Origin of the sequence: Streptomyces sp. NPDC017943 (assembly GCF_044328425.1) — a bacterium.
Lineage (GTDB): Bacteria > Actinomycetota > Actinomycetes > Streptomycetales > Streptomycetaceae > Streptomyces > Streptomyces djakartensis_A.
Genome location: NZ_JBIRHH010000015.1, coordinates 76413 through 102537, shown reverse-complemented (window position 1 = coordinate 102537; position 26125 = coordinate 76413). Strand labels below are relative to the sequence as shown.

Annotated in this window: 25 protein-coding genes, 1 pseudogene and 1 riboswitch; of the genes and pseudogenes, 19 read left to right on the top strand and 7 right to left on the bottom strand. The window is 74.3% G+C overall.

Annotation, left to right across the window (positions count from 1 at the left end; genetic code table 11):
- The first annotated feature begins 161 nt into the window (after window positions 1-161).
- Window positions 162-300: riboswitch (cobalamin riboswitch) on the top strand.
- 100 nt (window positions 301-400) lie between these two features.
- The 8 genes and pseudogenes from ACH4C6_RS33295 to ACH4C6_RS33260 all read left to right on the top strand — a co-directional run bounded on the left by ACH4C6_RS33295 (window position 401) and on the right by ACH4C6_RS33260 (window position 9099).
- On the top strand, window positions 401-1354 hold the full coding sequence (locus ACH4C6_RS33295; protein ID WP_398112404.1) for a cobalamin biosynthesis protein: 954 nt from the start codon (window positions 401-403) through the stop codon (window positions 1352-1354).
- 2 nt (window positions 1355-1356) lie between these two features.
- Entirely contained in the window at window positions 1357-2865 is a 1509-nt protein-coding gene (locus tag ACH4C6_RS33290; RefSeq protein WP_398112402.1) for a cobyric acid synthase, read from the top strand.
- 67 nt (window positions 2866-2932) lie between these two features.
- Entirely contained in the window at window positions 2933-4981 is a 2049-nt protein-coding gene (locus ACH4C6_RS33285) for a putative cobaltochelatase (RefSeq protein ID WP_398112401.1), read from the top strand.
- Entirely contained in the window at window positions 4981-5589 is a 609-nt protein-coding gene (gene cobO, locus ACH4C6_RS33280) for a cob(I)yrinic acid a,c-diamide adenosyltransferase (RefSeq protein ID WP_398112400.1), read from the top strand. Before ACH4C6_RS33285 ends, cobO begins: the two co-directional genes overlap by 1 nt.
- A complete protein-coding gene (locus ACH4C6_RS33275; RefSeq protein ID WP_398112399.1) occupies window positions 5583-7034 on the top strand; it encodes a cobyrinate a,c-diamide synthase in 1452 nt (483 codons plus the stop codon). Before cobO ends, ACH4C6_RS33275 begins: the two co-directional genes overlap by 7 nt.
- A 32-nt stretch (window positions 7035-7066) precedes the next feature.
- Window positions 7067-7426, top strand: a pseudogene (locus ACH4C6_RS33270) (cobalamin biosynthesis protein); the annotation flags it as partial.
- A gap of 55 nt (window positions 7427-7481) precedes the next feature.
- Window positions 7482-8561 (top strand): Rv2231c family pyridoxal phosphate-dependent protein CobC, encoded by a 1080-nt coding sequence (cobC, locus tag ACH4C6_RS33265; protein WP_398112398.1) that lies wholly within the window; start codon window positions 7482-7484, stop codon window positions 8559-8561.
- A 178-nt stretch (window positions 8562-8739) separates the two neighbouring features.
- Window positions 8740-9099 carry a hypothetical protein gene (locus tag ACH4C6_RS33260; protein ID WP_398112397.1) on the top strand — a complete coding sequence of 120 codons (360 nt, stop codon included), beginning with the start codon at window positions 8740-8742 and terminating at the stop codon, window positions 9097-9099.
- Window positions 9100-9126: 27 nt separating this feature from the next.
- Here the strand turns inward: ACH4C6_RS33260 and ACH4C6_RS33255 are convergent, their stop codons facing one another.
- Complete coding sequence (locus tag ACH4C6_RS33255; RefSeq protein WP_398112396.1) at window positions 9127-10038, bottom strand: SCO1860 family LAETG-anchored protein; 912 nt, start codon at window positions 10036-10038, stop codon at window positions 9127-9129.
- A gap of 166 nt (window positions 10039-10204) precedes the next feature.
- A complete protein-coding gene (locus ACH4C6_RS33250; protein WP_398112395.1) occupies window positions 10205-11296 on the bottom strand; it encodes an amidohydrolase family protein in 1092 nt (363 codons plus the stop codon).
- 128 nt (window positions 11297-11424) lie between these two features.
- Between ACH4C6_RS33250 and ACH4C6_RS33245 the strand changes: the two genes are divergently transcribed.
- From ACH4C6_RS33245 to thpD, 6 genes are all read left to right on the top strand, one after another.
- Window positions 11425-12525 (top strand): pyridoxal-phosphate-dependent aminotransferase family protein, encoded by a 1101-nt coding sequence (locus tag ACH4C6_RS33245; RefSeq protein ID WP_398112394.1) that lies wholly within the window; start codon window positions 11425-11427, stop codon window positions 12523-12525.
- Window positions 12526-12714: 189 nt separating this feature from the next.
- A complete protein-coding gene (locus tag ACH4C6_RS33240) occupies window positions 12715-13242 on the top strand; it encodes a DinB family protein (protein ID WP_398112393.1) in 528 nt (175 codons plus the stop codon).
- 342 nt (window positions 13243-13584) lie between these two features.
- A complete protein-coding gene (gene ectA, locus ACH4C6_RS33235; RefSeq protein ID WP_398112392.1) occupies window positions 13585-14091 on the top strand; it encodes a diaminobutyrate acetyltransferase in 507 nt (168 codons plus the stop codon).
- Between the two features lie 62 nt (window positions 14092-14153).
- On the top strand, window positions 14154-15425 hold the full coding sequence (gene ectB / locus ACH4C6_RS33230) for a diaminobutyrate--2-oxoglutarate transaminase (RefSeq protein ID WP_398112391.1): 1272 nt from the start codon (window positions 14154-14156) through the stop codon (window positions 15423-15425).
- A 55-nt stretch (window positions 15426-15480) separates the two neighbouring features.
- Window positions 15481-15879, top strand: a complete 399-nt coding sequence (locus ACH4C6_RS33225) for an ectoine synthase (RefSeq protein WP_369197715.1) — start codon at window positions 15481-15483, stop codon at window positions 15877-15879.
- 6 nt (window positions 15880-15885) lie between these two features.
- A complete protein-coding gene (gene thpD, locus ACH4C6_RS33220; protein ID WP_398112390.1) occupies window positions 15886-16800 on the top strand; it encodes an ectoine hydroxylase in 915 nt (304 codons plus the stop codon).
- A gap of 93 nt (window positions 16801-16893) precedes the next feature.
- Here thpD and ACH4C6_RS33215 read toward each other — a convergent pair whose 3' ends face one another.
- From ACH4C6_RS33215 to ACH4C6_RS33195, 5 genes are all read right to left on the bottom strand, one after another.
- Window positions 16894-17946 carry an aminotransferase class V-fold PLP-dependent enzyme gene (locus ACH4C6_RS33215; RefSeq protein WP_398112389.1) on the bottom strand — a complete coding sequence of 351 codons (1053 nt, stop codon included), beginning with the start codon at window positions 17944-17946 and terminating at the stop codon, window positions 16894-16896.
- Between the two features lie 95 nt (window positions 17947-18041).
- Complete coding sequence (locus ACH4C6_RS33210; RefSeq protein WP_398112388.1) at window positions 18042-18791, bottom strand: DsbA family oxidoreductase; 750 nt, start codon at window positions 18789-18791, stop codon at window positions 18042-18044.
- An 88-nt stretch (window positions 18792-18879) separates the two neighbouring features.
- Complete coding sequence (locus ACH4C6_RS33205; protein WP_398112387.1) at window positions 18880-19374, bottom strand: GNAT family N-acetyltransferase; 495 nt, start codon at window positions 19372-19374, stop codon at window positions 18880-18882.
- A 40-nt stretch (window positions 19375-19414) separates the two neighbouring features.
- On the bottom strand, window positions 19415-20023 hold the full coding sequence (locus ACH4C6_RS33200; protein ID WP_398112386.1) for a DUF1349 domain-containing protein: 609 nt from the start codon (window positions 20021-20023) through the stop codon (window positions 19415-19417).
- A gap of 98 nt (window positions 20024-20121) precedes the next feature.
- Window positions 20122-21654: an aldehyde dehydrogenase (NADP(+)) gene (locus ACH4C6_RS33195; protein ID WP_398112384.1), complete on the bottom strand. Its 1533-nt coding sequence runs from the start codon at window positions 21652-21654 to the stop codon at window positions 20122-20124.
- A 132-nt stretch (window positions 21655-21786) separates the two neighbouring features.
- Between ACH4C6_RS33195 and ACH4C6_RS33190 the strand changes: the two genes are divergently transcribed.
- The 5 genes from ACH4C6_RS33190 to ACH4C6_RS33170 all read left to right on the top strand — a co-directional run bounded on the left by ACH4C6_RS33190 (window position 21787) and on the right by ACH4C6_RS33170 (window position 26074).
- Window positions 21787-22560 carry an IclR family transcriptional regulator gene (locus ACH4C6_RS33190; RefSeq protein WP_398112383.1) on the top strand — a complete coding sequence of 258 codons (774 nt, stop codon included), beginning with the start codon at window positions 21787-21789 and terminating at the stop codon, window positions 22558-22560.
- A gap of 2 nt (window positions 22561-22562) precedes the next feature.
- Window positions 22563-23033, top strand: coding sequence for a GNAT family N-acetyltransferase (locus ACH4C6_RS33185; protein WP_398112382.1), 471 nt, complete (start codon window positions 22563-22565; stop codon window positions 23031-23033).
- Window positions 23034-23113: 80 nt separating this feature from the next.
- Window positions 23114-24139, top strand: coding sequence for a hypothetical protein (locus ACH4C6_RS33180; RefSeq protein ID WP_398112381.1), 1026 nt, complete (start codon window positions 23114-23116; stop codon window positions 24137-24139).
- Window positions 24139-25401 (top strand): sensor histidine kinase, encoded by a 1263-nt coding sequence (locus tag ACH4C6_RS33175; protein WP_398112410.1) that lies wholly within the window; start codon window positions 24139-24141, stop codon window positions 25399-25401. Before ACH4C6_RS33180 ends, ACH4C6_RS33175 begins: the two co-directional genes overlap by 1 nt.
- 10 nt (window positions 25402-25411) lie before the next feature.
- Window positions 25412-26074, top strand: a complete 663-nt coding sequence (locus ACH4C6_RS33170; protein ID WP_398112380.1) for a response regulator — start codon at window positions 25412-25414, stop codon at window positions 26072-26074.
- The last annotated feature ends 51 nt before the right edge of the window (window positions 26075-26125 follow it).

The following is a 26125-nucleotide window of genomic DNA, read 5'->3' as shown; positions in this document are numbered from 1 at the left end:
GGCTCGGGCATCTCCCTCCTCGGGGCCGGCCGCCCCCCCCCCCGGGGCGGGCCCCGCGGGGGGCCCGGGGCGGGGGGCCCCCCCCCCCCCCGGCACGCGTGTGACCGGGGGGATGTGGGGTTCTGCACACTCTCCCCCCGCAGGTCAACGGCAAGTTGACGGTTGTTCGCGGCCGTGGTGGACTGCCGGGGCCAATACGGCGGCAGGAGAGGAAGCCGGTGCGAGTCCGGCGCGGTCCCGCCACTGTCACCGGGGTGGACGCCCCGGGAGCCAGGAACTCTCACCGCCGGTCTCTTCGAACCAGGGCGTGGACACCCTGAGTGAGGACACATCCCCATGCGCGGCTGCCGACCGAGGCCCGACACCCCGCCTGCGACCTCCCCTTCGGCCGGCTGAGCCGATGAGTGCCGGTCGCGTCTTCGCGTACGGCGCCGCCGCCGGCCTGATCGGTGACCTGCTGCTCGGCGACCCCCGTCGCGGGCATCCGGTCGCCGCGTTCGGGCGGGCCGCGGGCGCCGTGGAACGGGTGCTGTGGCGGGACCACCGCGGGTGGGGCGCACTGCACACCGCCGCGTGCGCCGGAGGAGCCGTCGCTCTCGGGTGCGCCGCCGCGCGCGCCGTGCGGGGTTCCGCCGTCGCCTCCGTTGCCCTGACCGGCGCCGCCACCTGGGCCGTGGTCGGGGGGACGTCGCTGGCCCGGGAGGCCGCGGCGATCGGCCGGGCCCTGAAGGCCGGGGACGTGGAGGCCGCCCGGGCCCGGCTGCCGCACCTGTGCGGACGGGACCCGCAGGCCCTCGACGCCGACGGCATCGCCCGGGCCGTGGTCGAGTCCGTCGCCGAGAACACCTCCGACGCGGTGGTGGGTGCCCTGGTGTGGGGAGCCGCCGGCGGGGTGCCGGGACTGCTCGGGTTCCGCGCCGTGAACACCCTGGACGCCATGGTCGGGCACAAGTCCGCCCGCTACCGGCGCTACGGCTGGGCGTCGGCCCGGCTGGACGACGTGGCGGGGTGGCCGGGCGCCCGCCTGACCGCCGCGCTCGCGGCCGTGGCCGGACCCGATCCGCGCGGGGCCGTACGGGCCTGGCGCGCCGACGCGGGGCTGCATCCGAGCCCCAACGCGGGCCCCGTGGAGGCCTCGTTCGCCGGGGCGCTCGGGGTGCGGCTCGGCGGGACGCTGTCGTACGGCGGGCGGGTGGAGCACCGGCCCGTGCTGAACTCCGGGGGACGTGCCGTCGTCACGGACGACGTGGAACGGGCCGTGCGGCTGTCGCGGCGGGTGAGCTGGCTCGCGCTCGGGGTGTGCGCCGGTGCCCGGCTGCTGACCGGTGCGCGACGCAGGAAGAGGGGGAGATGAGCATGCGCGGTGGGCTTCTCGTGGCCGGCACCACCTCCGACGCGGGCAAGAGCGTCGTGACGGCGGGCATCTGCCGGTGGCTGGTGCGGCAGGGCGTCAAGGTCGCGCCCTTCAAGGCGCAGAACATGTCGCTCAACTCCTTCGTGACGAGGGAGGGCGCGGAGATCGGCCGGGCCCAGGCCATGCAGGCGCAGGCCTGCCGGGTCGAGCCGGCCGCGCTGATGAACCCGGTGCTGCTCAAGCCCGGCGGCGAGCAGAGCAGCCAGGTCGTGCTGCTGGGCAAGCCGGTCGGGGAGATGAGCGCGCGCGGCTACCACGGCGGGCGGCAGCAGCGGCTGCTCGGGACGGTGCTGGACTGCCTGGAGCAGTTGCGGAGCACGTACGACGCGGTGATCTGCGAGGGGGCCGGGTCGCCCGCCGAGATCAACCTGCGGCGGACCGACATCGTCAACATGGGCATCGCGCGGAACGCCGGGCTGCCCGTGCTCGTCGTCGGCGACATCGACCGGGGCGGTGTGTTCGCCTCGTTCTTCGGGACGGTGGCGCTGCTGTCCCCCGAGGACCAGGAATGCGTCGCCGGGTACCTCGTCAACAAGTTCCGCGGGGACGTCACCCTGCTGGAACCCGGGCTGGAGATGCTGGAGGGCCTCACGGGGCGGCGGACGTACGGTGTGCTGCCGTTCCGGCACGGGCTGGGCATCGACGAGGAGGACGGGCTGCGGGTCTCGCTGCGCGGGACCGTGCGCGAGTCGGCCGTCGCGCCGCCCGTCGGCGAGGACGTGCTGCGCGTCGCGGTGTGCGCCGTGCCGCTGATGTCCAACTTCACCGACGTCGACGCGCTGGCCGCCGAACCGGGCGTCGTGGTGCGGTTCGTGGACCGGCCGGAGGAGCTGGCCGACGCCGACCTGGTCGTCGTGCCCGGCACCCGCGGCACGGTCCGCGCGCTGGAGTGGCTGCGCGAGCGCGGGCTCGCCGGCGCGCTGGCCCGCCGGGCCGCCGAGCAGCGGCCCGTCCTGGGCATCTGCGGCGGCTTCCAGATCCTCGGCGAGCACATCGAGGACGACGTCGAGAGCCGGCGCGGCAAGGTCGACGGGCTCGGACTGCTGCCCGTGCGGGTGCGGTTCGCACGCGAGAAGACCCTCACCCGGCCGGCCGGCGAGGCCCTCGGGGAGCACGTCGAGGGCTACGAGATCCACCACGGGGTCGCCGACGTCCAGGGCGGCACGCCGTTCCTGGACGGCTGCCGGGTCGGTCAGACCTGGGGCACGCACTGGCACGGCTCGCTGGAGTCGGACGGTTTCCGCCGGGCGTTCCTGCGCGAGGTCGCGGCGGCCTCGGGCCGGCGTTTCGTGCCGGCCCCGGACACCTCGTTCGCCGCGCTGCGCGAGGAGCAGCTCGACCGGCTCGGCGACCTGATCGAACAGCACGCGGACACCGACGCGTTGTGGCGGCTCATCGAGTCCGGCCCGCCGAAGGGCCTGCCCTTCGTGCCGCCGGGGGCTCCCGCGTGAGCGGCGCGCCCCGGGCCCCACGGGCCACCCACCCCGAACGCACAGGCACCTTGGAGGGCGACGACCAGTGACCACCCCGTTTCCGTTCACCGCCGTGGTCGGCCAGGACGATCTGCGGCTCGCGCTGCTGCTGAACGCCGTGTCACCGGCGGTCGGCGGTGTGCTGGTGCGCGGCGAGAAGGGCACCGCCAAGTCGACGGCCGTGCGGGCGTTGTCGGCGCTCATGCCGCAGGTCGACGTCGTCCCCGGCTGCCGCTTCTCCTGCGACCCGGCCTCCCCCGACCCCGCCTGCCCGGACGGACCGCACGCGCCCGGGACCGCCGGCCTGCACCGCCCCGCCCGCATGGTCGAACTGCCCGTCGGCGCCTCCGAGGACCGGCTGGTGGGCGCGCTGGACATCGAGCGGGCGCTGTCGGAGGGCGTGAAGGCCTTCGAGCCCGGCCTGCTCGCCGACGCGCACCGCGGGATCCTCTACGTCGACGAGGTCAACCTGCTGCACGACCACCTGGTCGACCTGCTGCTCGACGCGGCGGCGATGGGCGCCTCGTACGTGGAGCGCGAGGGCGTCTCCGTGCGGCACGCGGCCCGGTTCCTGCTGGTGGGCACCATGAACCCCGAGGAGGGCGAGCTGCGGCCGCAGTTGCTCGACCGGTTCGGCCTGACCGTGGAGGTCGCCGCCTCCCGCGACCCCGACCAGCGGGTGGAGGTCGTACGGCGCCGGCTGGCCCACGACGACGACCCGGCCGCCTTCGCCGCGCGCTGGGCCGACGAGGAGGCCGAGGTACGGGCCCGGATCACCGCCGCCCGGGAGTTGCTGCCGTCGGTGCGGCTGGGCGACGGGGCGCTGCGGCAGATCGCGGCGACCTGCGCGGCCTTCGAGGTGGACGGCATGCGCGCCGACATCGTGATGGCCCGGACGGCCACCGCGCTGGCCGCCTGGGCGGGCCGTACGGACGTGCTGGCCGAGGACGTCCGGCAGGCCGCGCTGCTCGCGCTGCCGCACCGGCGCCGCCGCAACCCCTTCGACGCGCCCGGTCTGGACGAGGACAAGCTGGACGAGACCCTCCAGGAGTTCTCCGACGACGACCCGGACCCCGACCCGGGTCCGGACGGCCCCGGCGGCGGCCCGGACGAGCCCGACGGCCCCGGCGGCGGCCCCGACGGCGGAGGCGGTGGCCGGCCCGAGCCCGCGGACGACGCACCCGGGCAGGGCGACGGCGCGGCGGACTCCCCCGCGCCCGGCGAGGAGGGACGGCCGCAGCGGCCCGGGGCCGGCGAGCAGCCGGCCGTGGGGGCCGGCGAGCCGTTCCGCACCAAGGTGCTGAGCGTGCCCGGTCTGGGCGAGGGGGCCGCGGGGCGGCGTTCCCGGGCGCGGACCGAGCAGGGGCGCACGACCGGGGCCCGCAGGCCGCGCGGCACGCTGACCAAGCTGCACCTGGCGGCGACCGTGCAGGCCGCGGCGCCGCACCAGCGCTCCCGCGGCAGGTCGGGGCCGGGTCTGGTGGTGCGCCGGGACGATCTGCGGCAGGCCACCCGCGAGGGCCGCGAGGGCAACCTCGTGCTGTTCGTCGTGGACGCCTCCGGGTCGATGGCGGCCCGCAAGCGCATGGGCGCGGTGAAGGGAGCCGTGCTGTCGCTGCTGCTGGACGCCTACCAGCGGCGGGACAAGGTGGGCCTGGTGGCCTTCCGGGGCTCGGGCGCGGACGTCGCACTGCCGCCGACCTCGTCGGTGGACGCGGCGGCGGCCCGTCTGGAGACGCTGCCGACCGGCGGCCGCACCCCGCTGGCCGCCGGGCTGCTGCGCGCCCACGACGTGCTGCGGGTGGAGCGGCTGCGGGATCCGGCGCGGCGGCCGCTGATGGTGGTCGTGACGGACGGCCGGGCGACCGGTGGCCCGGAGCCCGTGGCGCTGGCCGGCCGGGCGGCCCGGCTGTTCGCGGCCGAGGGTGTCGCGTCCGTGGTCGTGGACTGCGAGTCGGGGCCGGTGCGGCTGGGGCTCGCCGGGCGGCTCGCCGGTGAACTGGGCGGGACCGCCGTGACGTTGGACGAGCTGCGGGCCGACTCGATCGCCGGGCTGGTCAGGGATGTGCAGGGAACCTCGAGGAGGGCCGCGTAATGCCGCAGGGACAGCCGAGTGTCGTTCCGGACGACGGCCTGACGACCCGTCAGCGCCGGAACCGGCCGCTCGTCATGGTGCACACGGGCGTCGGCAAGGGCAAGTCCACCGCCGCTTTCGGGCTCGCGCTGCGGGCCTGGAACCAGGGATGGCCCATCGGGGTGTTCCAGTTCGTCAAGTCGGCGAAGTGGAAGGTCGGCGAGGAGAACGCGCTGAAGGTGCTCGGCGCCTCCGGCGAGGGCGGTTCCGTAGCCTGGCACAAGATGGGCGAGGGCTGGTCCTGGGTGCAGCGCGGCCTCCAGGGCGACAACTCGAGCAACGAGGAGAAGGCCCGGGAGGGCTGGGAGCAGGTCAAGCGGGACCTGGCGGCGGAGACCTACCGGCTGTACGTGCTGGACGAGTTCGCCTACCCGCTGCACTGGGGGTGGATCGACCCCGCCGAGGTCGTCGACGTGCTGCGGCACCGGCCCGGGACCCAGCACGTCGTGATCACCGGCCGGAACGCGCCCGCCGAACTCGTCGACTTCGCCGATCTGGTGACCGACATGTCGAAGGTCAAGCATCCGATGGACGCCGGGCAGAAGGGGCAGAGGGGCATCGAGTGGTGACGTCGTCCTCGTCCGTCCCCCGGCTGGTCGTCGCCGCGCCCGCCTCCAGGAGCGGCAAGACCACGGTGGCCACGGGGCTCATGGCCGCGTTCGCCGCGCGGGGGCTCGCGGTGTCCCCGCACAAGGTCGGCCCCGACTACATCGACCCCGGCTATCACGCGCTCGCGACCGGGCGGGTGGGGCGCAACCTCGACGCGTACCTGTGCGGCCCGGACCTGGTCGGTCCGCTGTTCCGGCACGGGGCCCGCGGGTGCGACATCGCCGTCGTCGAGGGCGTGATGGGGCTCTACGACGGGGCGGCGGGGCAGGGCGAGCTGGCCTCGACGGCGCACGTGGCGAAGCTGCTGCGGGCGCCGGTGGTGCTGGTCGTGGACGCGTCGTCGCAGTCCCGGTCGGTGGCGGCGCTGGTGCACGGGTTCGTGTCCTGGGACCCGGAGGTGCGGGTCGGGGGCGTGATCCTGAACAAGGTCGCCACGGACCGGCACGAGAACCTGCTGCGGGAGGCGCTGGAGCACGTCGGGGTGCCCGTGCTCGGGGTGCTGCGGCGGGCACCGCAGGTGGACACGCCGTCCCGGCACCTGGGTCTGGTCCCGGTCGCCGAGCGGCGTGCGGAGGCCCTGGCGGCCGTCGCGGCGATGGCCGCGCAGGTGGCGGCCGGCTGCGACCTGGACGCGCTGGCCGCGCTGGCGCGCACGGCGGGCGACCTGTCCTGTGCGCCGTGGGACGCGGCCGGGGCGATCACCGGCACGCTGCCCGGCGCGACGGCCGGGGCCCGGTCCGGCGCCGGGACCGGGGGTGCGTCCGGTGCCGGGGCGGGGATCGGCGCGCCGGCGGGGGGCGCCGCGCCGCGGGTCGCCGTCGCCGGCGGGCCCGCGTTCACCTTCTCCTACGCCGAGCACGCCGAACTGCTGACGGCCGCCGGGGCCGAGGTCGTCCCGTTCGACCCGCTGCGGGACACCGAACTGCCCGACGGGACGGGCGGGCTGGTGATCGGGGGCGGGTTCCCGGAGATGTACGCCTCGGAGCTGTCGGCCAACGAACCGCTGCGCAAGGCCGTCGCCGTCCTGGCGGACGGCGGGGCGCCGGTGGCCGCCGAGTGCGCGGGGCTGCTGTACCTGTGCCGGGAGCTGGACGGCCTGCCGATGTGCGGGGTGCTGGACGCCGGGGCGCGGATGACGGAGCGGCTCACACTGGGGTACCGGGACGCGGTGGCCGTGGGCGACAGCGTCCTCGCGGCGGCGGGGACCCGGATGCGGGGGCACGAGTTCCACCGGACCGCCGTCGAGCCCGGCTCGGGCGCCGAGCCCGCGTGGGGCCTGCTCGGTGCCGAGCGCCGGGTGGAGGGGTTCGTGCAGCGTTCCGTGCACGCCAGCTATCTGCACACCCACTGGGCGGCCGAGCCGGGGGTCGCCCGCCGGTTCGTGGAGAGGTGCCGCCTCCCATGAGCGGCGTCGGGCCGCCGGGCGCGGGGACCCGCGTGGTCGTCGGGGTCGGCGCCTCGAAGGGGGTACCGGCCGCGGAGGTGCTCGCGCTGGTCGAGGCGGCCCTGCACGAGGCCGGGCTGCCCCTCACGTGTGTCGCGGAGCTCGCCACGGTCGAGGCGAAGGCCGGGGAGCCCGGGGTCGTGGGGGCGGCGCGGCGGCTCGGGGTACCGCTGGTGGCGTACGGGGCCGGGGAACTGGCCCGGGTCGGCGTGCCCCACCCGTCGGACGCGGCACGCACCGCCGTGGGCACGCCCTCCGTCGCGGAGGCCGCCGCTCTGCTGCGCGGCGGCACGCTCCTCGTCCCCAAACGCCGGTCCGCGCGGGCGACCTGCGCCGTGGCACGGCTCGGCGGCGCGGACACCGGCCGGAACACCGATGGCCACCACGAGCGAGGGCACGGGCACACGGATGCGTACTGAGCATGGGCACACGGATGCTACTGAGAGCGGGCACGACCTGCGCCACCACGGGGACGCCGAGGTGCGGGACGACGACGGCGCGCTGGTCGACCTCGCGGTCAACGTCCGCGCGGACACACCGCCCGCATGGCTGCTGGAGCACCTCGCCGCCTCGCTGGCCGGCCTGGCCGCCTACCCGGACGGGCGGGCCGCGCGGGCGGCGGTGGCGCGGCGGCACGGCGTGCCGGTGGAGCGGGTGCTGCTGACGGCGGGCGCGGCGGAGGCGTTCGTGCTGCTGGCCCGGGCGCTGAAGGTGCGGCGGCCGGTGGTGGTGCACCCCCAGTTCACGGAACCGGAGGCGGCGCTGCGGGACGCCGGGCACACCGTCGGCCGGGTGCTGCTGCGCGAGGAGGACGGCTTCCGGCTCGACCCGGCCGCCGTCCCCGAGGACGCGGACCTGGTCGTGATCGGCAACCCGACGAACCCGACCTCGGTGCTGCACCCCGCGGACACGATCACCGCCCTCGCCCGGCCCGGCCGGGTGCTGGTGGTGGACGAGGCGTTCATGGACGCGGTCCCGGGCGAACGCGAGGCGCTGGCCGGGCGCGTCGACGTGCCCGGCCTGGTGGTGCTGCGCAGCCTGACCAAGACGTGGGGCCTGGCCGGGCTGCGGGTCGGCTACGTGCTGGCGGCGCCGGAGACCGTCGAGGAGCTGGAGCGGGCGCAGCCGCTGTGGCCGGTGTCCACACCCGCGCTGGCGGCCGCCGAGGCGTGCGTGGGGCCCCGGGCGCTGGCGGAGGCGGCCCACGCCGCGCACCGCATCGCCGCGGACCGCGCCCACCTCGTGGCGGGCCTCGCCGGCCTCGCCCCCGCGGGACTGCGCGTCGCCGGACCGGCCGAGGCCCCCTTCGTGCTGATCCGCCTCCCCGGGGCGGCCGCCGTACGCGGCCGCCTGCGCGACCTCGGGTACGCCGTCCGCCGCGGCGACACGTTCCCCGGCCTGGACGACCGGTGGCTCCGGCTGGCGGTCCGCGACCGCAGGACGACGGACGGGTTCCTGACGGCCCTGCGCAGCGTGCTGGAGGACTGACACCGGAGGCGTCCGGCCGCCCCGCTCGGCAGGGACCGGGGCAACCAGGCGGCACGCAGGGGGAATTCCCTGGCGCGACCCGCATCCCTGACCGTCCTGCCCGCATGCGTGTGGAGCGACGGCGAACGGGACGCGATCCGCCTCGGGCATGTCAGCCGCGCCATGGAGGGCACGTGGCATGTGGCACGTGGTGCCCGAGGGGGACGCCGGCCGGCTGCTGAGGAGCTGGACGGGACACGAGATCCACCGGACCGCGTTCGGCCCGGTGGGCGCGTCCGAGGGCGGCGGGTGGTGCATCGTCCGGGCCGAGGCGGAGCGGGATCCGGACCGGTACCCGGACTTCGGGGCGGAGTTCGACGCGGTGATGCCGGAACTCGTCCTGCGCACCTGCGCGTTGGCCGAACCCGCGGCGGATCTGCGCACCCGCATGGTTCGCCTCGTCGCCGAGGCCACGGGCGACACCGACGCCCCCTCCGCCTTCGTGGAGACGAGCCTGCTCGGCACGCGTACGGACCCACCTCCGGCCGACCGGCCGTGACCGGCTCCCGCCGGGGGGCCGGCCCGATCACCCCCGGCGGCGGGAGAGGGCCACGGCGGCTCCGCCCGCGGCCAGGAGGGCGAGGGCGCTCGCCGCCACGTACGGCGTGGTCGAACTGCCGCCCGTCTCGGCCAGGTTCTCCTCCTTCGGGGCGCCCTGCGGTTCCACGGCGGCCGGTGGGGCGGCGGACGCGGACGGAGGCTGCTCCGCCGCCGCGGGCCGGGGTGTCTCACAGCTCGCCTCGGCCAGGGTGAGGGTGCCGTCGACCTCGGCGACGTTCAGCTTCAACGGGTTGACGGAGACCTTGAGTTCGAGGGCCGTGGCGGCCGCCGAGCGGGCTGTCGTGCGGTCGTGGGACAGATCGAGCCGGACCTCGCCGACCCCGGGCACCTCGATGTCGGTGGGGCCGCCGGCGGTGAGGCGCACGCGCTTGCCGAGCACGGTCACCGAGCCGGGCAGGTCGGTCGTGGCCACCGGCTTCCTCCCGACCTCGCAGGTGGCCCTGGACGTGACCTGCTCGATCTCGATGACCGACAGCAGCGGAAGCCCGGGGACGTGCAGCCGGGCGTGGGCCAGGGTGGCGGACGCCTCGGCCTTCGTGGCGCTCGTGGTGGCGGTCGCCCGGGCCGCCTCGGCCCGCAGCACGCTGAACGGCCTGCCGCCGTCCACCGCGTCGAGCTCGGCCGTCAGCGTGCTCTTCTCCGCGCTCTGCGGGGCCCGCACCTCGTTGAGGGACACGGCGAGCGGGACGTTCACCGACTTGTTCAGCAGGGAGACGTCCAGGCCCGTGCGCAGGACGGCGGCGCTCGCGCGGCCGTGGTCGCCGGTGGCGTGCGCCGGGCTCACGCCGGTCAGCGCCATGGCTCCGGCGGCGAGGGTCGTGGCCGTCGCGACGGTCGCCAGTCGGCGTGCGGGCATGCGGAAGCAAGGGCTGTTCACGTGGGGACTCCTGGAAAGACAGGCTCGGGACCCGCACAGAATCGCCCCGGCGCGCGGGCGGCGTCAGCGATCCGCCGCCGCTTCACTCCAACGTGGCGAGACCGCGCGGCCTTTCGAATCTGGCGGCACAGGCGTTCCCCGACGTCACCCGGGTGGCCGGGGGACCTCAGCCCACCACGCGCCCGTTCAGCACCACCCGGCGCGGTGCGGCCAGGACGCGCACGTCGGCCCGCGGGTCCTCGTCGTAGACCACGAGGTCGGCCGGGGCCCCCTCCTCCAGGCCGGGGCGCCCGAGCCAGGAACGGGCCGTCCAGGTGCCCGCCGCCAGGGCCTCCACGGGCGGGATGCCCGCGGTGACCAGTTCGGCGACCTCGGCCGCCGCGAGACCGTGGGCCAGCGCTCCCCCGGCGTCGGTGCCGACGAAGACCGGGATGCCGGCGTCGTAGGCGCCCCGCACGGTGTCGTAGCGGCGTTCGTGCAACCGTCGCATGTGGGCCGACCAGCGCGGGAACTTGCCCTCGCCGCCGTCGGCGAGCTGCGGGAACGTCGCGATGTTCACCAGGGTCGGCACGATGGCCACACCCCGCTCGGCGAACAGCGGGACGAGGTCGTCGGTCAGGCCCGTGGCGTGTTCGATGCAGTCGATGCCGGCCTCGACGAGGTCCCGCAGGGAGTCCTCCGCGAAGCAGTGGGCGGTGACGCGGGCGCCCAGCCGGTGGGCCTCGGCGATGGCCGCCTCGACGGCCCCGCGGGGCCAGCAGGCGGACAGGTCACCCAGGTCGCGGTCGATCCAGTCGCCGACCAGCTTCACCCAGCCGTCGCCGCGCCGGGCCTCCTGGGCCACGTACGCGACGAGGTCCTCCGGCTCGATCTCCCAAGCGTAGTTGCGGATGTAGCGCCGGGTGCGGGCGATGTGCCGCCCGGCGCGGATGATCTTCGGCAGGTCCTCGCGGTCGTCGATCCAGCGGGTGTCGGAGGGCGAGCCGGCGTCGCGGATCAGCAGCGTGCCGGCGTCCCGGTCGGTGAGCGCCTGCTTCTCGGCGACGTCCGCGGGCACCGGGCCGTGCCGGTCCAGCCCGACGTGGCAGTGCGCGTCCACCAGGCCGGGCAGCGCCCAGCCCCTGACGGTGCGCACGTCCCCGGCTCCGGACGGCCGGTCGTAGGTGACACGGCCGTCGACCACCCACAGTTCGTCCCGGACGTCCTCGGGCCCGACGAGCACCCGTCCCCTCACGTGCAGCACCGCGCGTTCGCTCATGCACCGCACCTTAGTGAGCCGGTCCGACCGCCTCGAAGGGGGCCGGGACCGGGCCTCGCCGCGCGAGGGGAAGGGGGCCGCCGGTTACCCTCGTTGCCGTCGAACCTGTGAGTGAAGAGAGCATTGCCGTGACGCATCCGTTTCTGGACCTGGCCCCGCTCGGCGCGGACCGTTTCGCCGCGATCGAGGACCGTGTGGCCCGGCTGCTGAGCACCGAGCAGGATGTCGTGATCATGCAGGGCGAGGCGCTGCTGCCGCTGGAGGGCGCCATCCGCGCCACGGCCGGTCCGGGCACCACCGCGCTGAACGTGATCACGGGACCGTACGGGCAGACCTTCGGCGACTGGCTGCGCGACTGCGGTGCGACGGTGATCGACCTGGCGGTTCCGTTCCACACGGCGGTCACGGCCGAGCAGATCCGGCAGGCCCTCGCCGAGCACCCGGAGATCGACTTCGTCTCCCTGGTGCACGCGGAGGCCGCCACCGGCAACACCAATCCGGTCGCGGAGATCGGCGAGGTGGTCCGCGCGCACGGGGCGCTGTTCTACCTGGACGCGGTGGCCTCCATCGGCGCCGAGCCGGTGCTGCCGGACGCCTGGGGCGTGGATCTGTGCGTGATCGGCGCGCAGAAGGCGATGGGCGGGCCGGCCGGTGTGTCCGCCGTGTCGGTGAGCGAGCGCGCCTGGGCCCGGATGGCGGCCAATCCGCGGGCCCCGCGCCGGTCCTACCTGTCGCTCCTCGACTGGAAGGAGCGGTGGATCGACGGTGGGCGCAAGGCGCTGCTGCACGCCCCCGCGCAGCTGGAGATGCTGGCGCTGGAGGCGTGTGTGGAGCGGATCGAGGCCGCGGGGCTGGACAGGGTGATGGCCCGGCACGCCTCGGCCGCGGCGGCGACCCGGGCCGGGGCGTCGGCGCTCGGGGGCGGCCTGGAGCCGTACGTGCACGAGGCCCGGGACGCGGCACCGGTCGCGACGACCCTGCGGGCCCCGGCCGGCGTGGTGGCCTCGGAGCTGGTGGCGCGGGCCCTGGCGGCCGACCCGGCGCTGCCGCTGGCCGCGGGCGGGGGTGCGCTGGCCAAGGAGATGATCCGGGTCAACCACTACGGCGCGGACGCGACGCCCGGAGCCGTGCGGGCGAGCCTGGCGGCACTGGGCGGGGCGATGGCGGAGTCCGGGCTGACGGTCGACGTGGAGGGCGCACTCCGCGCGGCGGAGCAGGCGTGGCGTTAGCCACCCACTGACCGCCCACCGGCGGCGGCCCCGTCCCACCAGGGGCGGGGCCGCTGTCGCTGTCAGTGGTGCGTCCCACCCGGGGGGGGGCCGCTGTCAGTGGCCCGTGCACCAGGGCGGGGGCCGCTGTCAGTGGCCCGTGCACCAGGGCGGGGGCCGCTGTCAGTGGCCCGTGCCATCCTCCCCGGCATGACCACCGACTCCCCCCTCACCCTCCCCGACGGCCGGCCCGTCCCGCGTACCACCGGTGACGAGCGGGCCATGCTCGAGAGCTGGCTCGACTTCCACCGGGCCACCCTGGAGCTGAAGTGCGCCGGGCTGGACGACGCGCAGGTGCGCACGGCCGCGGTGGAGCCCTCCTCCCTGACCCTGCTCGGGCTGGTGCAGCACCTGGCCGAGGTCGAGCGGAACTGGTTCCAGCGCGTGGCCTGCGGTCAGGACGTACCCCCCGTGTTCGAGGACGGCACGGGCTACGCGCTGGATCCGGCCCGGGGGCTGGACGAGGCGCTCGGGATCTGGCAGCGGGAGATCGCCCGGGGGCGGGAGCTGTCGGCAGGGCTGCCGCTGGACCACGTGGGCCGGGTGGCCGAGGGGCCGGTGCCCGGGATGGAGGTCAGCCTGCGCTGGATCCTCATCCATCTGATCGAGGAGTACGCGCGGCACAACGGGCACGCGGATCTCCTGCGCGAACGCATCGACGGAGTGACCGGTACATGAATTCCGAATGCCTGCGTGATATCGCATCCGTGTAAGCTGGCGCACACGATGAGGAATTCTTCCGGGAACAGCCGACCACGTTCTTCTGCCCGCTTTTCCCGGTCCTAAACGCGTAGATTTCGAGGACCTTTCGCGAGGCAATTACGGCGCCTCGCGTGAGGGTCACATGGTTGTGACGCGTTACACAACGCGACCAATTTGCCCGGAATTTTCCGTGCGAACCAGGACAATGTTCCGCGACCTCGCGTTGATCTACGCGCCCGCGTGATAACACGAGTCCGGCCCATATGTAAGCCCCTCCCCCGATGCATTTTTGAATTCGGCTGGGTAAGTTCGATTTGCATGACCGCCGTACAAGCAGACCTGCACATCGACCGACCGACGGTGGCCGACGGAGCCGCACTGTGGCGGATGGCCAAGGACTCGAAGGTTCTCGATGTGAACTCGTCCTACAGCTATCTGCTGTGGTGCCGCGACTTCGCAGCCACGTCGACCGTGGCCCGTGACGCCCACGGCGAGCCGATCGGTTTCATCACCGGGTACGTGCGGCCGGACAGCCCGCGCACCCTGCTGGTCTGGCAGGTGGCGGTGGACGAGACCCACCGCGGACGCGGGCTGGCGGCCGCGCTGCTCGACGGACTGGTCGCGCGGACCGCCACCGAGCAGGGGGTGACGACGGTGGAGACCACCATCACCCCGGGCAACACCGCTTCCGAGCGCCTGTTCACGTCGTTCGCCGAGCGCCACGGCGCCGGGCTGGAGCGCGAGGTGCTGTTCGACGCGGGCCTGTTCCCCGACGGGCCGCACGACGCCGAGGTCCTCTACCGCATCGGCCCGCTGTCCTCCTGACTTCCTGCCCCACCTCCCACCTCCCACCCAGACTTCCCCCACGCACCGAGGAGCGATTCGTCGTGACCATCACCCAGCCCGACCTGAGCGTCTTCGGGACCCTGGAGTCCGAGGTACGCAGCTACTGCCGCGGCTGGCCCACCGTCTTCGACCGTGCGGTGGGCAGCCGCATGTACGACGAGGACGGCCACGAGTACCTCGATTTCTTCGCCGGAGCGGGGTCGCTGAACTACGGGCACAACAACCCCGTCCTCAAACGGGCGCTGATCGACTACCTGGAGCGGGACGGCGTCACGCACGGGCTCGACATGTCGACCACCGCCAAGCGCCGCTTCCTGGAGACCTTCCAGAACCTTCTGCTGCGCCCGCGCGACCTGCCGTACAAGGTCATGTTCCCGGGCCCGACCGGCACCAACGCCGTGGAGTCCGCGCTGAAGCTGGCGCGCAAGGTGAAGGGCCGCGAGGCGATCGTGTCGTTCACCAACGCCTTCCACGGCATGTCGCTCGGCTCGCTGGCCGTGACCGGCAACGCCTTCAAGCGGGCCGGCGCCGGCATCCCGCTGGTGCACGGCACCCCGATGCCGTTCGACAACTACTTCGACGGCCAGGTCCCGGACTTCCTGTGGTTCGAGCGGCTCCTGGAGGACCAGGGGTCCGGCCTGAACAAGCCGGCCGCCGTGATCGTCGAGACCGTGCAGGGCGAGGGCGGCATCAACGTGGCCCGGCCCGAGTGGCTGCGCGCGCTGGCCGACCTGTGCGAGCGGCAGGACATGCTGCTCATCGTCGACGACATCCAGATGGGCTGCGGCCGCACCGGTGCGTTCTTCTCCTTCGAGGAGGCGGGCATCACGCCGGACATCGTCACCGTCTCCAAGTCCATCAGCGGCTACGGCCTGCCGATGTCGCTGTGCCTGTTCAAGCCGGAGCTCGACGTCTGGGAGCCCGGCGAGCACAACGGCACGTTCCGCGGCAACAACCCCGCCTTCGTCACGGCCACCGCGGCCCTGGAGGCGTACTGGGCCGACGGTTCGGCGATGGAGAAGCAGACCCGCACGCGCGGCGAGCAGGTCGAGCAGGCCCTGATCTCCATCACCGAGGAGAACCTGGCCGACGTGAAGGAGTACCGGGGCCGCGGCCTGGTGTGGGGCATGGAGTTCCACGCCAAGGACCGCGCCGGCAAGGTCGCCAAGCGCGCCTTCGAGCTCGGACTGCTCATCGAGACGTCCGGTCAGGAGAGCGAGGTCGTCAAGCTGCTCCCGGCGCTGACGATCACCCCGGAGGAGCTGGACGAGGGCCTGTCCGTCCTGGCCCGCGCCGTCCGCGAGACCGCCTGACCCCCCGGCACCACAGCACCACAGCACCACCCCACCTAGGAGGCATCGCAGCACCGTGATTGTCCGTTCGTTCAAGGAGATCGAAGGCACCGACCGGCACGTGAAGGCGGCGTCCGGCACGTGGGAGAGCAAGCGCATCGTCCTCGCCAAGGAGAAGGTCGGCTTCTCCCTGCACGAGACGATCCTCTACGCGGGTACGGAGACGTCGATGTGGTACGCGAACCACATCGAGGCCGTCGTCTGCGTGGAGGGCGAGGCCGAGCTGACCGACCACGAGACCGGGCAGAAGCACACGATCACGCCCGGCACGATGTACCTCCTGGACGGCCATGAGAGGCACACGCTGAAGGTCAAGGAGGACTTCCGCTGCCTCTGCGTGTTCAACCCGCCCGTGACCGGACGGGAGGACCACGACGAGAACGGCGTCTACCCGCTGCTCACCGAGGAGGTGTGACGTTCCATGACCGCCACCACCGACACGACCCCCACCACCGGTACGCCCGACCTCTACCCGACGCGCGGTGCCTCCGAGGTGCTCACGCCCCGGCAGGACCCGGTCGTCTGGGGCGCACCCGACGCCCCGGGCCCGGTCGCGCCGGCCGACCTGCTGTCGTTCGAGCGTGACGGCTTCCTCGCCATCGACGAGCTCATCGGCGAGGACGAGGTCTCCGTCTACCGCGACGAGCTGAACCGGCTGGTCGCCGACCCGGGCATCCGTGCCGACGAGCGGTCGATCGTCGAGCCGAAGTCACAGGAGATCCGTTCGGTCTTCGAGGTCCACAAGATCAGCGAGGTGTTCGCGCGGCTGGTCCGCGACGAGCGGGTCGTCGGCCGGGCGCGGCAGATCCTCGGTTCGGACGTCTATGTCCACCAGTCGCGGATCAACGTCAAGCCGGGCTTCGGGGCGAGTGGCTTCTACTGGCACTCGGACTTCGAGACGTGGCACGCCGAGGACGGGCTGCCGCGGATGCGCACGGTGTCGGTCTCGATCGCGCTGACCGAGAACCACGACACCAACGGCGGGCTCATGATCATGCCGGGGTCGCACAAGACGTTCCTCGGATGCGCGGGGGAGACGCCGAAGGACAACTACAAGAAGTCGCTGCAGATGCAGGACGCGGGGACACCGTCCGACGAGGCGCTGACCCGGTTCGCCGCCGAGCACGGCATCAAGCTCTTCACGGGCAAGGCCGGTTCGGCGACGTGGTTCGACTGCAACTGCATGCACGGCTCCGGCGACAACATCACGCCGTTCCCGCGCAGCAACGTCTTCATCGTGTTCAACAGCGTGGAGAACACGGCGGAGGAACCGTTCGCCGCCCCGGTCCGCCGACCGGAGTTCATTGGAGCGCGGGACTTCACGCCGGTGCGGTGATCACCGCCGGCGGTGACGGAGCCGCGTGACTCGGCTGCCGGGTGGGACCTCCTCGTGTGGGACGGGAGGCCCCACCCGGTTTTTCGTGTGCCCTCACGCCCTGAGGGCGTCCAGCAGCCGGTCGACGTCCGCCGCCGTGTTGTACAGGTGGAACGCGGCCCGCAGGTTGCCCGCCCGGTCGGAGACCTCGATGCCCGCACGGCTCAGTTCGCCCTGCCGGTGGCCGAGCCCGGGCACGGACACGATGGCGGAGCCCGGCGCGTCGACGGGCCGGTGACCCAGCTCGGCCAGTCCCGCGCGGAAGCGGTCCGCGAGGGCGGTGTCGTGGGCGTGCACGGCGTCGACGCCGATCTCCTCGATCAGTTCCAGTGACGCGCGCAGCCCGGCGTAGCTGAACAGGGACGGGCTGATGTCGAAGCGACGCGCGGAGCGGGCCGGTTCCTCGACCGGGCCGTAGCAGCTCTCCCAGGGGACCTCGCCGGCGACCCAGCCCGCGAGCAGCGGGGTGAGCCCGCCGAAGCCGGTGGGGACGACGAAGAAGGCGGCGCCGTGCGGTCCGAGGAGCCACTTGAAGCCGACGGCGGCCACGAAGTCGTCGGCGTCGCCGTCCAGGGGCAGCCAGCCCGCGGACTGGGAGGCGTCGACGTAGGTGCGGGCCCCGTGCGCCCGGGCCGCCTCGCGCACGGCGGGCAGGTCCGCGAGCCGCCCGTCCGCGGACTGGGCGGCACTCACGGCGACCAGCGCGGTGCCGGGCCGGACCGCTTCGGCGAGCCGCTCCAGGGGCACGGCCCGGACCTTGAGGTCGCCGCGGACGTGGAAGGGGTTCACCAGGGACGAGAAGTCGCCCTCGGCGGTGAGGACTTCGGCTCCGGAGGGCAGCGACGCGGCGATCAGCCCGCCGTACTCGGCGACCGAGGCGCCCGTCGCGACGCGGGTCGCCGGCACGCCGGCCAGCCGGGCGAAGGACGCGCGGGCGGCCTCCACGTGCTCGTACAGGGGACCCAGGGGCGTGCCCTCGGCGCGCATCCGCACGGCCTGCTGCATCGCGCTGACGGCGCGGGCGGGCAGCAGGCCGTTGCTCGCGGTGTTGAGGAAGGTGTGCTTCGGGGTGAACTCGGCACGGACGAGGTTCTCGAAGGTCTCCATGGGACCACTGTGCGTTCCCCTGGTCTCCCCGTCCATTGCCGAAAAGTGCGTGATATTCCCAAGAAACGCTTATGCATGGGCTCCGAGCTGGGCTTTCACCGCTGCGGCACCGCACACCCGTCGGGACCGCAGGCATCCGCGCCCGCGCCCTCCGCGCTCCCGCCCTCCACGCCCGCGCCCGCGTCGGTGACGAGCGTCAGCGGCGCCCGTTCGCCGTACGCCTGGGTCAGGGCCCGGGTGAAGACCTCGGTGGGCTGGGCGCCGGAGACGCCGTACCTGCGGTCGAGCACGAAGAACGGGACGCCGTTCGCCCCGAGCTGCGCGGCCTCGCGCTCGTCGGCGCGCACCTCCTCGGCGTAGGCGCCCGGGTCGGTGAGCACCGCGCGCACCGCGTCCGCGTCCAGGCCCGCGGCGACGGCCAGGTCCACGAGGCGCTCGTCGTCGTCGAAGACGGACCGCTCCTCGGCGAAGTTGGCCCGGTACAGCAGGTCCAGCAGCTGTTCCTGGCGGCCGTGGTCCTTCGCGAAGTGGAGCAGGCGGTGCATGTCGAAGGTGCTGCCGTGGTCGCGGCCGCGGGTGCGGTAGTCGAGTCCCTCGGCGGCGGCCTGCGCGCCCAGGTTGTCCTCGCCGGCCTCGGCCTGTGCCGGGCTCATGCCGTACTTCGCGGTGAGCATCGTGATCACGGGCTGGACGTCGCCCTTGGCGCGGCCCGGGTCCAGTTCGAAGGAGCGGTGCACCACCTCGACGTCGTCGCGGTGCGGGAAGTCCCGCAGCGCCTTGTCGAAGCGGGCCTTGCCCACGTAGCACCAGGGGCAGGCGATGTCGCTCCAGATCTCGACGCGCATGTGTCGGCTCTCTCCAGGTCGTGCGGTACGGAGACTCCCTCCGCCGGTGCCTGAACGTTCAAGGAGTTGTGCGTATTCCCCTGCCCGCTCACGCGCCGGGCAGGGCGAGCCGCATCCGCAGGTGGTGCTCCCCCGGTCCGGCCGGCTCGGGCACCCAGCCCTGCCGCCGGTAGAACGCCTGCGCCCGCAGGTTGTCCACGTGCACGTCGAGAACCGCCGTCCGCCTGGCGTCGGCGCGCCACTCCTCCAGACAGGCGGTGTGCAGGGCGGTGCCGACGCCGCGGCGCCAGTGGCCGGGGTCGACGTGGAACTGGAACAGCGTGACCTCGTCCGCAGGGGCTCCCGAGGCCGTCCGGAAGGACGCGAGGCCGGTCATGCGCCCCGCCTCGACGACGCACAGCACCCGACCGTCCGGCCGGGTGATCGCGGACCGCCAGGCCGCGTGCCAGTCGGTGCCGTCCTGCGGGACCCCGTCGGGGTAGTACGTCGCCCGGGCCCGCGCGTGCAGCGCGACGACGTCCGCCAGCTCGGCGGGCAGGACGGTGCGGACGACTCGGCCGGGGCTCACTCGGTCACCGATCATGGAACCGAGGACGTGGAAGGAGCGGGCGGCGGTTCCCGGCTCAGCTGCCGTCGCGCAGGTCGTCCGGCCAGCGGGGGCGGAAGGCGAGGTGATCGTAGGTCACCACGCAGCCCTCCCCCATCGGCGACTGGGTCATGAAACCGACGAGGGCCGCCCCGCTCTCCTTCTCGCCGCCGAGGGTGAACAGGCGGACGAAGGTCCAGCGTTCGCCGTCGCGGGAGGCGTGGAAGGCGAAGGCCCGGCCGGTGCGGCTGATCCGCAGCCAGACGGAACTGCCGTCCACGGTGAAGGAGTTGGCGTCGTCGGAGTGGCCCCGCGTGACGACCGTGCAGACGGTGGGGACGTCCGGGGAGTACTCCAGGCACAGCTTGGCCCAGGCGCGCTCGGCGACGTGCACGTACAGCACGCCGGCGTCGAAGGCGGCCCCGAACCCGACCGTGACCCTGGCGATCAGCTGGAAGTCCCCCTCGGGCGCGCCCAGCAGCCGCGGTGCGTCCGAGGCGGGGTCCAGGCCCTCCCCGGTGGGCGGCACGAACCGGTCCTGCCGCGCCCCGGCCCACCCGGTGAGCACACTGTCCTCGTAGGACCAGTGGGCCTCGGGCCCGTAGCTGCGCAGGGCGAACGGGAGTTCGGGAAGTATCAGATCCATTCGGCCAACTCTTTCAGCTACGCCCCTCAGGGGCGCGGGGAACTGCGCGATCGACCACGACGAACCCGCAGCCCGCAATCCACCGCGCCCCTACGGCGCTAGCGCTCCAGCCGCCCGTCGACCCGCCGCGGCAGCCCCAGCGGGTTGTCGTCCCGCAGCTCGGGCGGCAGCAGCGCCTCGGGAGCGTTCTGGTAGGCGACCGGCCGCAGCCACCGCTCGATCGCCGTCCCGCCCACCGAGGTGGACGTCGACGTCGTGGCCGGGTACGGGCCACCGTGGTGCTGCGCCGGCGCGACCGCGACCCCGGTCGGCCAGCCGTTGACCAGCACGCGTCCGGCCAATGGCGTCAGCTCCGCCAGGATCTCGGCGCCGCGGCCCTGCCCGGCGGCCTCCTCCCGCGACAGCTGGACCGTCGCCGTGAGGTTGCCCGGCAGCCGGGCCAGCACCGCCTCGACCTCGGTCTCGTCGTCGTAGCGGGCCACCACGGTGACCGGCCCGAAGCACTCCTCCAGCAGCAGGTCGTGCTCGCCGCCCTCCTGGGCCAGCCTGCTCGCCGGGACGGTGAGGAAGCCGGCACTGACGGTGTGCTCCCCGCCCGCGCCGGGCGTGACCGGGGAGTCGACGTCGGGCAGTTGGGCCCGCTCGGCGACACCGGCGACGAAGTTGTCGCGCATGCGGTGGTCGAGCAGCACACCGGCGTCGGTGTCGCTGACGGCGTCGGTCAGGGACTTCAGCAGGGCGTCGCCGGCGGCGCCGGACGGCGCCAGCACGAGGCCGGGCTTCACGCAGAACTGGCCGACGCCCAGGGTCATCGAGCCGGCCAGGCCCGCGCCGATCTCCTCGGCGCGCTCGGCGGCGGCGGCCTCGGTGACGACGACCGGGTTCAGGGAACCCAGCTCGCCGTGGAAGGGGATCGGCACCGGACGGGCCGCCGCCGCGTCGAACAGCGCGCGTCCGCCGCGCACGGACCCGGTGAACCCGGCGGCCGCGACCAGGGGGTGCTTGATCAGCTCGATGCCCGCGTCGAAGCCGTGCACCAGGCCGACGACGCCCTCGGGGACGTCGTGCCGGGCGGCGGCGCGGCGCAGCACCTTGGCGACGTACTCCGACAGGCCCGGGTGGTCGGGGTGGGCCTTGACGACGACGGGGCAGCCGGCCGCCAGGGCGCTGGCGGTGTCGCCGCCGGGCACGGAGAAGGCGAAGGGGAAGTTCGACGCCGAGTAGACGGCGACGACGCCCAGGGGCACCTTGTAGCGGCGCAGGTCCGGGATCGGCGGGGTGGCGGTGTCGTCGGGGTGGTCGACGACGATGTCGAGGAAGGCTCCCTCGTCGACGATGTCGGCGAAGGCCCGCAGCTGGTAGCAGGTGCGGGCGAGTTCACCGGTCAGCCGGACCGGGCCGAGCGCGGTCTCGGCGTCGGCGGTCTCGACGAGTCCGTCCCTGGCCGCCTCCAGTTCGTCCGCCGCGGTGCGCAGGAAGGCCGCGCGGACGGTGCGGTCGGCCAGCGCGCCCCGCGCCTCGTGCGCGGCCCGGACGGCGGCGTCCACCTCCTGGGCTGTGGCCTCCACCGCAACCTGTTCCCGCTGCTTCCCGGTTCGGGGGTCGACACTCCAGACTGGTGCTGCTGCCACCGCGGGTCCCTCCACACATGTATTGCCGCAGTTCCGGGTCATCCACCAGGGACGTTCGATATACTGAACGCTGTCTCTGATGATGAATACGCTGTGGAGACTATTTCCCGTGGAACGAAGGGGTCAAGGGCGATGTCGGCTGGCGAGACGGGCGGCGGGGCGCAGGTCAAGTCCGCGGTGAGAACGGTTGAACTGCTCGAGTACTTCGCCGGACGGCCCGGGATGCACTCCCTCGCGGCGGTCCAGGAGGCCGTCGGGTATCCGAAGTCCAGCCTCTACATGCTGCTGCGCACCCTGGTCGAGCTGGGCTGGGTGGAGACGGACGCGACGGGCACGCGCTACGGCATCGGCGTGCGGGCGCTGCTGGTCGGCACGTCGTACATCGACGGCGACGAGGTCGTCGCCGCGGCCCGCCCGACCCTGGACCGGCTCTCGGACGACACCACCGAGACGATCCACCTCGCCCGCCTCGACGGCACGAACGTCGTCTACCTGGCCACCCGCCAGTCGCAGCACTACCTGCGCCCCTTCACCCGGGTCGGGCGGCGGCTGCCCGCGCACTCGACCTCCCTCGGCAAGGCGCTGCTGAGCACGTACTCGGACGAGCAGGTCCGCACGATGCTGCCGGAGGCGCTGCCCGCGCTGACCGAGCACACCATCACCGACCGGGAGAAGCTCATCGAGGAGCTGCACCAGGTGCGCGAGCAGGGCTTCGCCGTGGACCGCGAGGAGAACACGCTGGGGCTGCGCTGCTTCGGCGTGGCCATCCCGTACCGGACGCCGGCGCGGGACGCGATCAGCTGCTCGGTGCCGGTGGCCCGGCTGACCCCGGCGCACGAACAACTGGTGAAGGACGCGCTGTTCGACGCGCGGGACCGGCTGACCCTGGCGACCCGGAGGCTGTGAAGGTGCAGATCGCGCTCCGACCCGTCCACGACAGCGACCTGCCCGTCTTCTTCCGGCAGTCGAACGACCCCGAGTCGCTGCACATGGCGGCCTTCACCCCCGCGGACCCCGCCGACCGGGCCGCCTTCGACGCCCACTGGGCGAGGATCCGCTCCTCCGGCGACGTGCTGCGCACCGTCCTGGCCGACGGGGACGTGGTCGGCAGCGCGGCCGTGTACGGGGAACCGGGCGAGCGGGAGGTGACGTACTGGATCGACCGCGCGTATTGGGGCAAGGGCATCGCCACGGCGGCGCTGCGGGCGCTGCTGGCCGAGGTCCCCGAACGCCCCCTGTACGCGAGGGCGGCCTCGGACAACGCCGGGTCGCTGCGCGTGCTGGACAAGTGCGGGTTCCGCGCCGTGGCCTCGGCGCGGGGCTTCGCGCGGGCGCGGGGTGCCGAGATCGACGAGACGGTGCTGGTCCTGGAGGGCTGAGCCCCTCTCCCCCGCGCGGCGGAGGCGGATCGTCGCCGCGCAGGAGGCGGTGCGGGCCGTCGCCGCGCGAGCCTGATCCCATGACGCAGCCGCCCGCTCCCGCCGCTCCGCCCCGGCCCGCCGCCACGTCCCGGCCCGCCGCCCGGACCGGACGGACGCGACGCGCCCTGCGGGCCGTGGCCGTCGTCTCCTGCGTGCCGTACCTCGGGCTGAAGGCCGCCTGGATCGCCGGGAGCCACCTCGGCATCCCGGAGGGCAGCTCCCTGCTCGACGACCGCGTCGGCATGGCCGTGGTCAACGGCCTGTCGGTCCTGCTGGACAGCGCGGTGATCGTGCTCGCCCTGGTGCTGACCAGGCCCTGGGGGCTGCGGGTGCCGGCCTGGCTGCTCGCCTTCCCCCTGTGGGTCGCCACCGGGCTGCTCGCCCCGGTCATGACCGGCTTCCCGGCGCAGCTGGCCGTGCGGGGAGCCGGCGGTGGGGGCGGACGCCCGGCGCAGCGCGCTCCGTTCCTGCACGAGTGGGTGTTCACCGTCGTGTACACCGGTTTCATCCTCCAAGGGCTCGCGCTGGGCGGGCTGTTCGTCCTGTACACGCGGGACCGCTGGGGGTGGTTGTGGCGCGGGCGGGTCCGGGAGCTGCCCGCCGGTACCGCGGGGCCCGCGCACCGCTTCCTCGCCGTCACGGCGTCCGTACTGGCCCTGCTCCCGCTGAGCCTGCACGTCCTGTGGGCCTGCGGAGCCACGGCCGGGCTCGGCGAGCGCCGGGCGGCGGACCGCACCGCCGACGACCACGTCCTGGAGGCCGTCTTCGCGCTCTTCCTGGCGGCGGCGGTGACCGGTGTCCTCCTGCTCGTCTTCCGGCGCGGGCGGGAGCTGCCGGCGGGCGTGCCGCTCGGGCTCGCCTGGACCGGTTCGGCCGCCGCGGCCTGCTGGGGCGGCTGGCTGTCGCTTGCCTCCCTCGGCGGTGCGCAGGACATCGCGGACCGTCCCACGCCGCTGCTGAGCCTCGCCTACGCTGGGCAGATGCTCGTCGGGTTGCTCGTCGCCGCCGTCGTCGCCCGTCACCTCGCGGAGCGTTCGGCCGGGGCCGCACGGCGCGCGGCGTGATCCGGGCCGCCCGTTCGCTGTTCGGCCGGCGGACGCGCCTGCGCTGGATCCACCTGATCCTGGGCGGTGCGCTCGCCATGCCCTACGTCCTGGTCGGCACGACGATCGTCGGCCCGGTCTCCGGGTCCGCGGACGTCTTCGGGTCCTTCCCCCTGCAACTCGCCTCCTTCGCCGTGGGTCTGCCGCTGGCCGCCGTCACCTCGCTGTTCCCGCTGACCCGGCCGCTGGAGTCCGCGGCGGTGCGCTGGCTGTGCGGGGTCGACCCGGACCGGCTGGCCGGCGCTCCCGCCCGGACGCGGGGTGAGAAGGGCCGTACGGCGGCCTGGTTCACGCTGCATCTCGGCCTCGGCGGGATCGTCGCCGGGATGACGCTGGCCCTGCCGCCGTTCGCCGCCGTGCTGATCCTGCTCCCGGTCCTCTCGGCGCTGCGCGGCGACCGGCTCGGGATGCCCGAAGTCTTCGACCACACCTGGGCGTTGCTCCTGTCCCCGGTCGCCGGGGTGCTGTCGCTCGCGGCCCTGGCGGGCTGCGCGGCGGGGTGCGGCGCCCTGCTGGCCCACGGGGCGCCGCGGTTGCTCGGACCCTCGGCGCAGGACCGGCTCGCCGCCGCCGAGGCGCGCGCAGCCGACCTGGCCGTGCGCAACCGGCTGGCACGCGAGCTGCACGACTCCGTCGGCCACGCGCTCAGCGCCGTCACGTTGCAGGCGGGCGCGGCCCGCCGGGTCCTGGACTCCGATCCCGAGTTCGTCCGCGAGGCCCTCGCCGCGATCGAGGACACCACCCGGCGCACGGTCGGCGAACTCGACGCCGTCCTGGGCGTGCTGCGTGCGGGCGACGCCCCGGGCACGGCACCGGCGCCCACGCTCGCCGAGGACCTGGACGGGCTGCTGCGGCGCACCCGGGCGGACGGGCGGCGCGTGCGGGCCACCGTCGCCGCCGACCCGGGAAAGCTGCCCGTGCTGGTGTCCCGCGAGGCCTACCGGATCGTGCAGGAAGGGCTGGGCAACGCCCTCAGGCACGGCGGTGAGCGGGCCGCGGTGGACGTGCGCGTCGCGGTCACCGGCGGACGGCTGGAGATCACCGTGGAGAATCCGCTGACCGGTTCGCGGCGCCCCCGCCCCGGCGGCGGCCACGGACTGCGCGGCGTCGCGGACCGCGCCAGGCTGCTGGGCGGGACGGCGACGGCCGGGCCCGCGGGCGGGACGTGGCGGCTGCACGTCCGCCTGCCGATCGAGGGGCCCGCACCGGGCGGGCCCGCGTGAGAGGACCCGTATGAACCCGCCCGCCGTGATCCGCGTCGTCCTCGCCGACGACGAGCGCATGGTCCGCACCGCGCTGCGCGCCATCCTGTCCGCCGAACCGGACCTGGACGTGGTGGGCGAGGCGGCCACCGGCGCCGAGGCGGTGTCGGTGGTCCGGGAACTGCGGCCGGACGTGGTCCTGATGGACGTCCGGATGCCCGGGACCGACGGCATCCGGGCCACGGAGCAGATCCTGGCCACTCTGGACGGGCCGCCCCGGATCGTCGTGGTGACGACCTTCGAGAACGACTCCTCCGTGTACGACGCCCTGCGCGCGGGTGCGTCCGGGTTCCTGCTGAAGCGGGCGGACGCCGACGCCCTCGTGCAGGCGGTCCGGCTGGTGGCGCGCAGCGACAGCCTGCTCTTCCCGGCGGCCGTGCGCGCACTGGCGACCGAGCACGCCCGCGCGCACCGCACGCCGCCCGCCTGGGTGGCGCGGCTCACCGCCCGTGAGCAGGAGGTGCTGCGGCACCTGGCCGGCGGGCTGACCAACGCGGAGATCGCCCGGCGCATGGAGGTGGGACCGGCCACCGTGAAGTCGCACGTGGCGGCCGTCCTGGCCAAGACGGGCGCCCGGGACCGCACCCAGGCGGTGATCGCCGCCTACGAGGCGGGCTTCCTGAACGCCGGATGAGAAAACCGGGCCGCCGGATGAGAAAACGGGACGGACGGGAACGATCCGCCC